Source organism: Candidatus Poribacteria bacterium (genome assembly GCA_021295755.1).
In the GTDB taxonomy this organism is placed as follows: domain Bacteria; phylum Poribacteria; class WGA-4E; order WGA-4E; family PCPOR2b; genus PCPOR2b.
Window position 1 is genome coordinate 2455 of the sequence record JAGWBT010000183.1, and the last position, 9385, is coordinate 11839.

The window sequence follows — 9385 nt, forward strand, 5'->3', positions numbered from 1 at the left end:
GTGATGCAAGATGTCGTGTTGATGAAGTATATCGGTATGAACCCAGTTGTCGTGCATGGCGGTGGCAATCAGATTAGCGAATGGATGCGGCGAGTCGGCAAAGAGGCGGAGTTTGTACAAGGCTTGCGGGTCACAGATGCGGAGACCGTTGAAATCGCTGAAATGGTACTCGCGGGGGTAATCAATAAAGAAATTGTCTCACTGATTAACCTGCACGGCGGGAAAGCGGTCGGGCTGTGTGGGAAGGATGCGAACCTCATTCGCGTGCAGAAGTACTGTCCGCAGGTCGTCGATGAAAACGGGAAGACAACCTCCGTAGACATCGGTTTTGTCGGAGAGATTGTCGGCGTTAAGCCAGATGTGCTCTTTACCTTGGATCAGGAAGGCTATATCCCGGTCCTCGCACCAAACGGTGTAGGAGATGATGATTGCACGTATAACGTCAACGCAGATACAATGGCAGGAGAGATAGCCGCCGCCCTCAGCGCAGAAAAGCTGATCCTGTTGACCGATCAACGCGGCATCCTACAAGATCTGAACGATGAATCCTCGCTGATGTCGAGAATAAGAACCAACGAAATTGAAGGGTTAATTGACGATGGGGTACTTGGTTCAGGCATGTTGCCAAAAGTTGAAGCGTGCGTGACCGCACTCAAGGGCGGGGTTTGGAAAACACATATTATTGACGGTCGCATCAACCATGCGATCCTGTTAGAGGTTTTCACGCAATCGGGCATTGGAACTGAGATTGTCGGATAGGAAGCACAAAGTCTAGGCAACCGTAACCATCGCACCAACGTTGTTTGCATTTGTGATAAAGCAGGATCCACCATCCGGCAGCGTTTGGAGGAACGTCTCTGTCTTCTCCTTTAAGGTAGGAAGAGCTTCCCCAACGGCGAAGATCGCTGGTCCCCAGCTGCTCAACCCCGCACCCATCGCGCCATTGTCCCGTAAAAAATCGAGTGTCTGCTGCAGAACGCCGCCTTGGGCATCAATTTCGACCTTCTTCCAGCCAAAAGTCTGAATCTCGTTAATCGCAGATCCAAAAGCGCGACAATCCTCCTCAAAGATTGCCGGCAATAATTGAAGGAGGATGAGGTGGGAGAGCTGTTCGGCGGTGAATCTGGGTTGAGGACAGAGGGTTTTGAAGAGTTGAATTTCTGTCTCGCCAGAGATGTGCGTGCAACGTGGAATGACGATGAGCAATTCCCAGTTCGGGAAGGGATGACGGAGGAGGAGTGGTGGTGCAGGAACGTTACCCGCTGCGGAGGAGGGCAAAAAAGAGGATTTCTGATCGGGGAAACGATGTCCACCATCGAGGATAAACCCACCCCGTTCAAAGGCGGTAATGCCGATACCTGATGTCCCGCCGCGCCCAACAGTTTCTGCTAAATCTGCTACGCTTAAGTTTAGGTTGTAAAGCGTGTTCACCGCTTGGGCGATGCCTAAAGCGAGTTGTGTCCCGGAGCCAAATCCGGAATGTGGTGGGATTTCGGAGATGAGTTGAAGGCGGATGCCCGGAAAGCTGTACTTTACCTGCAGCTTTTCGAGGATAGCTTGCGCTCGCTCCTCGTATTGGATAGACTCAATTTGGGTCTGATCTGCCGGCTCAACGATAATTTCAAAATGTGGGTCATTGATTGCGAGACCAATACTCCCGTCAATCCTGTCCAGTGAACCGTTGAGATCGATGAGAGCAAAGTGGAGCCGTGCAGGTGTTCTGATCGTGACCGAGTTGCTGCCGTTAGCGTTCATTCGTTTCCGGGAGGTATGTGCCAATTCGCCCATCACCCTATCTGTTCATCTCTCTCAATCAATCCGTCCCGAATATGGAGGATGCGTCGGGCATGTGCTGCGATTTCGGGTTCGTGTGTGACCATGATAATCGTGTTTCCCGCCTCGTTTAGCTCATCAAAAATCGTCATGATTTCACCACCAGAGCGGGTATCCAAATTTCCCGTCGGCTCATCAGCAAAGATCATCGACGGGTTGTTAACAAGTGCCCGTGCAATCGCTACACGCTGGATCTGCCCACCCGACATTTCATTCGATTTATGGTGCACACGGTCTGCAAGTCCAACGGATTCCAACGCTTCAAACGCCCTGCGCCGTCGTTCCTTGCGACTCAGCCCACTGTAGATGAGCGGCAATTCAACATTGTGCAACGCGGTGGTTCGCTGTAAAAGGTTGAATGACTGAAAGACAAAACCGACCTTCCGATTGCGAATTTCAGCGAGGTGGTTATCTGACAATTGCCCGACCTCTTCCGCTTCGAGATAGTATTCCCCCTCTGTCGGCTTTGCAAGACAGCCGAGGATGTCCATCATTGTAGATTTCCCTGAACCGGAAGGTCCCACAATAGCAATAAACTCCCCACTTTCGACGGTGAATGTGACGCCCCTCAACGCATGAACCTGCACATCCCCCATTTCATACACTTTTGTCAAATCACGAACATCAATTAGCATTGTTACCTCTCTATTCTATTTACTATCTGGACCTGTTTTTGTGAGTTGTTCCATAGAAGGGACAAAGACACGATCGCCCTCTACAAGACCACTAGTCAACTCAAAATGGGTATTATTTCGCTGCCCGACTTCGATGCGGGTCCGAGTCCCCTTCTCGTCTTTTTTCTTGTCCTTTTTCTTTTCCTTCTCGGTATCTGTTTTTGAATCCTCTTTATCAAGCAGAACCGCTTCCAGCCCTTCGATCTTATCCGCCTCAGAGAATAAAACGTGTATTTCAGTAGGTCCTGACCGCAAGCCTCGCGGTGAGCCATCAAGTAAGATTTCGACATTGCCACGTGCGCTGCTTGGCGAAATCTTACCAACTTTGCCGGAAAACTTCTTCCCAATAAGGCTCTGTACTTCCACCGCTTGATCGGATTTGAAACGCCCCATCGAATTGGAGGGTACGTTTACCTTAACAGTCAACACCTCCGAATCGATCACCGAATCAATGGGGAGTTGAAGGACATTGTCATCCTGCATGACGATAATGTCTACATCCGCTGACATGCCGGGCAGGAGTTCAGCGGGTGATCCGACCACTTCAATCATCACCTCAAAAGTAATCGTGCCATCTCCCTGTTGGCCGCCCCTTTGGTCAGGCGTATATGCACTCGGCGCGATTTCACTGACCCTGCCTTCAAAGACTTTGTCGCGGTAAGCATCAACGCGAATCTCCACCCTTTGCCCCAGATCAATCTTGGCGATATCTACCTCGTTGATTCGCGTTTTGACAACCATTCTGGATAGATCAGCGATGGTCAGGATAGCGGCTCCCTGCGAAAATGCAGAACGTCCAGAGGTGACAATTTCGCCCTCTTCGACGTTGAGACGTGTAACCGTTCCTGACATGGGCGCGATAACGGTTGTCCAACCGAAACGTTCTTCTTGGGCTTTTAAGGTGCTTTCAGCCTCTAGGAACACCGCTTTTGCACCAACCTCCGCATGGACGGTGAGTTGTTTCTCTTCATCTGTTGTTCCTAGAATCTGTTGGAGTCGAGTCCTAGCATTTTCTAACTCCGCGTCAAGTTGTCTTTTTTGCGCCTCCTGCGATTCCTTGATCGTACCCAGATTCTGTTTATGAAGCCGAAGGGTTGCCTCACGGTTTTCAAGTGCTTTTCCTCTTACGTCAATGGTCTCCTGTTGGGATTCAACCGCATTAGTCTGAGACTCGACATCGTTTTGAGCAGTTTCATATTGGGAAAGGGCGTTTGCACGGGCTGCTTCCGCTTCTTCAAGCACCCGCTTCGAGACCAACTTTTTCTCAAACAGTCCTTGATTTCGTTTTAATTCGGATTCGGCTGTCTCGAAGGCAACCTTCGCTGATTCTTCTGCCGCCTGAGCTCGCTTCTTCCGGAGTTTGGCTTGCTGTAACTCAATGTCAGACTGACGCAAAGCGATTTCGTCCTGCTGGAGCTGGTTTTGCGTTGTAGAAATTTGGGTCTCAGCTTCAGTAACCCGTTGACGTGTGTTTGCATCCAGTGACTCAAGTGCAGCCTTTGCGACTTTGACAGCATTTTGGGCTTGTGTAATTGCGCTCTCCTGTTGCTTCTCTGTCATCTCGATTCGCAGTTTTGCCTGTTCCAGTTGTGATCTCCGTGCATCTCGATTCGCCTCCGCCTGCTTTTTTTGTTCGAGAACCTGTTCATCATCAATTTTGAGCAGTGGCTGCCCCTTTTCTACGAATTCGCCCTCTTTGATATAGAGTGTCTCGATCTCCCCTTCGACATTCGAGCGAACCTCAATGGAAATCAGGGATTCAAGGTTGCCAGATTCCCTAACCTTGACGATAAATTCACCGAGTCGGACGACCTCTTTCTTTTCGTCCGCGTTGTCTTTATTATCCTTTTTACCAAATATTTTGGTCGCACCGATGGCAACCACAGCGACGAGGACCAGTACGCTGATAATCAGAACAATTGTTCGTTTCCTATTCATTGGATAACTCCCATTGCCCGCTGCAAAGCAACTTGCGCGATTTTATAATCATAAAAAGCTCGAACCTGATTGGTCAAGGCTTGCGCAAACTCCGTCTGGGCATTGAGCAGCTCAAGCAAGATCGAGAGCTCCTGCTCGAAACGTCCTCTAATCACTTGGAGACTTAACTCGGCGTTTCGCACCTGTGTGTTAGAGATTTCCACCGCCCTTTCAGCTCGTCTCAAGTTTAGGTAGGCTTGGCGAACATCTAACGCGATAGAACGTTCCAGATCGCTTGCATCTTCACGGACAACACGCCGCTTTGTCACGCCGCCATCGAAAATCGGAAAATTTAGCGTTGTTCTGACTTCCCAACTGCGGAAGTCTGTGAAATTTTCGCGTTCATGTAGGTAATCATCAAGGTTGACACCATAATTATATTCCGCATTTAGCTGAGGCCAACGGTCCAACCTTGCCAGCGTCAAACCCCACTCCAATTGATTTATTGAGGATTGGAGTTCCTTAAATTCAGGACGAGTTTCAAAGGCTCTCTGAATAGCCTCCTCAACGGATAGCTCTATGACTTCAATCTGTCCTTTTTGGCTGTATAGCTGATAATCGGTGTCCTCGGCAACAGTGATGAGTGTCGCCGGATCTAGACCCATGATCCGGGGCAAGGTTGCCATTGCAATCTCAAGGGCATTCTGATCATTCAGCAGGCTCAATTCGTCATTTGCTTCTCTGACTTGCGCCGTTGCAACATCGGCCTCAATCTGAATTCCCGCTTCAACAAAAGCCCTTACACGGTCCGTATTCTCCAGTGATCTTGCTAAGATTTCCCGATCAACCTTTACCAATTCTTGTGCCTTGAGGACGTTATAATATGCCTGCGTAACTTGAAAAATCAGGTTCTGTTTTGTCTGTTCGTTGCGACCCATCGTCGCATTACGCCGTTCCTTTGCCTGCGAGAAATTTGCCTCTCTTTGTCCATTGTCCCATAACGTGTATTGTCCGGTCACACCTAAGTCATAATTTTCGCGCTCAAATCCAAAGTCCAGCGCATCTGAAAAATTGTAACGACCATCAAGGAAAATATCTGGATAGTAGCGAGCACGCGCATCCTTGACACGCAAACCGTCAATGGCAAGATTAATACGGGCATTCCGCATATCGGTTGAGTTTTCAACAGCAAGTTGAATACATTGTTCCAAGGTGAGCGGTTGGGAGAGATTAATTTCCTGTTCTTCTTGAGCAATTGCTGTGAGAGAAACAAAGATTAGCGCACAAACTAAAACGAACCATATCCTCCATCGGACCATTCTAATCTCCTATCGGTTATTTATATCAATTTGTTTCGTTTAGACAGAAGTAAATTCTGTGCAATAACACTAAATAAATGATGCGCAAGATTTTTGCCACTGATTTTATCGCATACGTTTGTAGGTGTGATTTGACAGTGACTTTTGACGGAATTCAAGATCGAAAGTTTAGACTGAAGCTAGGACGCTGTATCGAGAAGTTCCGGCCAACAATATCATTAGCAAGAAACGCACCACTCTCAAACAGATTGAAAAAGAGATGCAGTTAAGGCACTGGGGGCGGTCTGAGAATCCTCATTTTTCCTTGCAGTACCTTAACAGATTCTGTTACACTTACCTTGTAACTCTATCCCCGGCAGATGTAGCTCAAAAAATGTGTATTGGCTCATGTAAAAAGAAGGAGTTCGGTCGGTCAATCTTTGATTTATATACGTTCACGTCGAAGCGTAAAGCGGAAAAAGAAACCGAATTTTTTCGAGTTTTGCGTTTCACCTCGCATGTCGTGAGGCATATAATGAAACAAATTTTAGTATTTAGCGTATTTCTTATTGCAGTCTCACTCATCACGGTTTCGTCGTTATATGCTCAAGTTGTCGATGCGACGACTTGGTGGCTAATTGTGAGCCCTGATGTTGACACCCGTTCTCGAAGTAACCTCGATTCATTGGTCAAGTTACTCAAAGAGCGTGGAAAAGTCCCGTCGAATCACATCCACCGCATCGAAGGCAGCGAGTGCACCCGCGAGGGTATGAAGGTTGTCTTAGACGATCTTGGCAGTGAAATGGGACAGGGCGATCGCCTCATCTTCTACTTTCGTGGATTTGTCACGAAACCGAGAAGATCGAATTCAATTTTCTTCCTTACATATGGAGCAACGCCGGAAAATTTGGAGGCGGCGCTTCAAGACCGTCAACTAAACGGTTGGTTCCGTGAACTGTCCCCAAATAAAGTAATTGTCATCCTTGATGGTTACACCAGAGATCGGAATTTAATGGCTTACTACGGCAATCGTGGGATGCCTGGGTCCGGAGGATTCATATCGATTCAGCGTGCGGCTTTAAGTACAGAAGATCTGTTAGCGAAAACACTATTAGGCGTACTAGGAGCTGACGAAACGGACCTTGATAACAATCGGCAAATCTCTATTGAAGAACTTCACATCTCCCTTACCTCAAATTTGGCTGGACGTGCCTTGCGGCTTATGGAGGGGGTTCTGCTCTCACTAGGAAGGGTCCAAGAGAAGATTTTCCTAAAATTAAGCCCAATGCTCAAAGTTGTAACGGTGCCTGATGGCGCTTCTGTTCTCTTCAATGGCCAAGAGGTAGGCGTAACGCCGCACAGTCTTACTGATAACCTGCAACAGGGAACGTACAACGTAGAAGTCAGTAAACCGGGATATCTGATTCCACCCGCGCGTTCCGTGGAAATTGAACAGGTTCAGGGAGAGTCGATTAATCTTTCATGGGATTTGGATTCCATCGCCGTTCACGGCAGTGTCAAAGCTCCCGATGGCGTCCCTCTTGAGGGAGCAGCAGTGTGGATAGATGGAACGGTGTATGCACAGAATCCGCTATACCTCAAGGCAGATGGACAGTATCAACTGTTGGCTAATATAGCTAACGTTACATCTCAATCAGGTCAATCGAATAAAAGAGTGCTGGAATCGGGTAAAACGTACACTTTGCGCGCTGCAAGCGATGCACTCTATCACGCGGAGGCAAATTTTACACTCGCCCCACACGAATCCGTTGAGCGTAACCTGATCCTTAGCAAAAAGACGTGGTTTGAAGTTGCTCAGATGCAGTTCGATCGAAACGCGTACGAGGAAGCAATTGCCGCATTCCAAAATGGTATTGAGGAAACTATCGAATTTCCGCCGATGTCTCCGGAGTTTACCAAATTACTCTTCGACTCCTTTTCAGAGGTAGTGGATAAGGTAAACGTCCAAAACATCGCTTACGTCGTTGTAACAGCAAAACTAGCAGATAGACTTAATCTTCAAGAAGAATCCAAGGTTTACTGGGCGCAGGTAAAATTGCAGGCGGCAAAAGGTTCGACATTTCATAAACTCGCGACAGAGCGATTACGGGAGCTTAACTGGGGGCGTCGAATAATTAATATCGGTGTCTTGGTCTTATTTATTGTGCTGTTAATTTCTGGAGGATATGCTATTCGTAGGGCGCTTCTGCGTGCCAAAACGTAATGTTGATTAGATTTCAATAACGATGAGGCTTGAGTAGTTGCACCCAATACTTCAACCAGAACTAAACCAAACAACATAGTCTATCGGGAGGATTCAGAGTGTCTTCTATTGAGACACATTGACTGACTTCCGATTTCCCGAATTTTGACGATTTCGGCTACGTTCAAAGCGGTAAAGGGGATAAATTGATGTTCTTTTTTGGCTTTAAGATCTTAGGTCGCGCACAACACCTGCATCTGATTAATCAGCAGAAGAATCTGCGTCGCCAGATCCAAGAGCTTGAGGAAAAACTCAACGCTCTGACAACAGAGAAGGATGAGCTTGAGGCTCGTCATCAGGCGGAAAAATCAGCACTCAATCACCAGTTGGAAACCCTCCGGCAGACGGCGCAGGACCATGAAGAGCTGCAGCAGCGCATTGCGGAAGATATGGAGAGTGTGACCAGAGAGTTTGGACTGAGTTCAAAGCAAATTGAGACACTCTGGGCGGATCGATTAGATCTAGTTGATCTGTATATTGATAAACTGTACTCGCTCGCAAAGGACTTCGGGTGCGCTAACCGGGAGATGAGAAAAAATCGTGGATTGTTCTTATTGCTGATAGACCGCCGAAATATGGATCAGGATAACTTCTCGGAATTCCACGATGGCCAAATCGAACACTTAACAGACGAGCAGTATCAGGGGATTAATCAGCTTCCGCAGATCTTTTCTCCTAAAATTGACGAGATATTCAGCTACATGGGGGAAAAGGTCATATTAAAGGACAAAAGCGGTGAGATTACTGGACATGAAGAACGGGATGGGGCAATATTAATAGATTTGAGTGGGCTTGCCTTTAGATCTCGCGTCATGGTTGAAGGCGTACGAACCCATCGTGTATTCGACAGAGTGGAACGTTTACACAAGGGAAGTGCAAGACATAATGCTGCAATTTACGCTTCGTCGCTTGATGAGGTCATGGTGTCAATTGTGATTAGCGAGGAGACCAGTGAGGTCACACTTTTCCGGGATGGGCGCTTTATAGAAAGCTATGATCCCTACACAGATCAAGGAACGTTGCGTGAAGAAAAAGTGGTGCCCATGAAGCGTAAAGCACCTTCGGAAGAATCAGTAGATATAGAAATAGAAGAGGAAGAAACAACGACGTAAATATCCACCGAATGATCAAATTGGCTAATAAGACGAAATGCCCCACAAAATGGAGTTGCCGCATTTCTAACGACAAATGGGATGAGATATAGCCACTTCACGACATTGATACTGGTACTCCGAAATTGAATAATGGCAGAAAAACGCCCCGAGGTCGAGTTTGGCATCGGGGCGTTTTGGGTTGAGCAGCGTTATGTTTTAACTAAAACTACTCGTCATCAATATCTTCAAATCACCATCGCAATTCCCTTCAACTTTGCGCTTCCTCTAACGGCTTAACACGGTATC

8 protein-coding genes are annotated in these 9385 nt (G+C 47.5%); 4 read left to right on the forward strand and 4 right to left on the reverse strand.

From position 1 onward, the window contains the following. Positions 1-759 (forward strand): acetylglutamate kinase (gene argB, locus J4G02_20830; GenBank protein MCE2396970.1); only part of this gene is annotated, 759 nt, incomplete at its 5' end. A 12-nt stretch (positions 760-771) separates the two neighbouring features. On the opposite strand, the gene J4G02_20835 is transcribed toward argB, so the two are convergent. The 4 genes from J4G02_20835 to J4G02_20850 are packed head-to-tail and all read right to left on the reverse strand — an operon-like array spanning position 772 to position 5743. After that, positions 772-1788, reverse strand: a complete 1017-nt coding sequence (locus tag J4G02_20835; protein MCE2396971.1) for a beta-ribofuranosylaminobenzene 5'-phosphate synthase — start codon at positions 1786-1788, stop codon at positions 772-774. After that, entirely contained in the window at positions 1788-2468 is a 681-nt protein-coding gene (locus J4G02_20840; protein ID MCE2396972.1) for an ABC transporter ATP-binding protein, read from the reverse strand. The genes J4G02_20835 and J4G02_20840 overlap by 1 nt, the downstream gene beginning before the upstream one ends. Before the next feature lie 15 nt (positions 2469-2483). Continuing rightward, positions 2484-4445, reverse strand: a complete 1962-nt coding sequence (locus J4G02_20845; protein ID MCE2396973.1) for an HlyD family efflux transporter periplasmic adaptor subunit — start codon at positions 4443-4445, stop codon at positions 2484-2486. Beyond that, a complete protein-coding gene (locus tag J4G02_20850) occupies positions 4442-5743 on the reverse strand; it encodes a TolC family protein (protein MCE2396974.1) in 1302 nt (433 codons plus the stop codon). The genes J4G02_20845 and J4G02_20850 overlap by 4 nt, the downstream gene beginning before the upstream one ends. A 514-nt stretch (positions 5744-6257) precedes the next feature. Here J4G02_20850 and J4G02_20855 point away from each other — a divergent pair. The 3 genes from J4G02_20855 to J4G02_20865 all read left to right on the forward strand — a co-directional run bounded on the left by J4G02_20855 (position 6258) and on the right by J4G02_20865 (position 9376). Beyond that, the gene (locus J4G02_20855; protein MCE2396975.1) at positions 6258-7946 is read left to right on the forward strand and encodes a PEGA domain-containing protein; all 1689 of its coding nucleotides are present in this window, start codon (positions 6258-6260) and stop codon (positions 7944-7946) included. Positions 7947-8134: 188 nt separating this feature from the next. Next, complete coding sequence (locus J4G02_20860; GenBank protein MCE2396976.1) at positions 8135-9097, forward strand: diadenylate cyclase; 963 nt, start codon at positions 8135-8137, stop codon at positions 9095-9097. A 132-nt stretch (positions 9098-9229) separates the two neighbouring features. Beyond that, positions 9230-9376 carry a hypothetical protein gene (locus J4G02_20865; protein ID MCE2396977.1) on the forward strand — a complete coding sequence of 49 codons (147 nt, stop codon included), beginning with the start codon at positions 9230-9232 and terminating at the stop codon, positions 9374-9376. The last annotated feature ends 9 nt before the right edge of the window (positions 9377-9385 follow it).

Bases quoted from the DNA above. Each gene is read 5' to 3' on its own strand.
- J4G02_20835 (MCE2396971.1), bottom strand. From the start codon at position 1,788: ATGGGCGAATTGGCACATACCTCCCGGAAACGAATGAACGCTAACGGC.
- J4G02_20840 (MCE2396972.1), bottom strand. From the start codon at position 2,468: ATGCTAATTGATGTTCGTGATTTGACAAAAGTGTATGAAATGGGGGAT.
- J4G02_20845 (MCE2396973.1), bottom strand. From the start codon at position 4,445: ATGAATAGGAAACGAACAATTGTTCTGATTATCAGCGTACTGGTCCTC.
- J4G02_20850 (MCE2396974.1), bottom strand. From the start codon at position 5,743: ATGGTCCGATGGAGGATATGGTTCGTTTTAGTTTGTGCGCTAATCTTT.
- J4G02_20855 (MCE2396975.1), top strand. From the start codon at position 6,258: ATGAAACAAATTTTAGTATTTAGCGTATTTCTTATTGCAGTCTCACTC.
- J4G02_20860 (MCE2396976.1), top strand. From the start codon at position 8,135: ATGTTCTTTTTTGGCTTTAAGATCTTAGGTCGCGCACAACACCTGCAT.
- J4G02_20865 (MCE2396977.1), top strand. From the start codon at position 9,230: ATGGCAGAAAAACGCCCCGAGGTCGAGTTTGGCATCGGGGCGTTTTGG.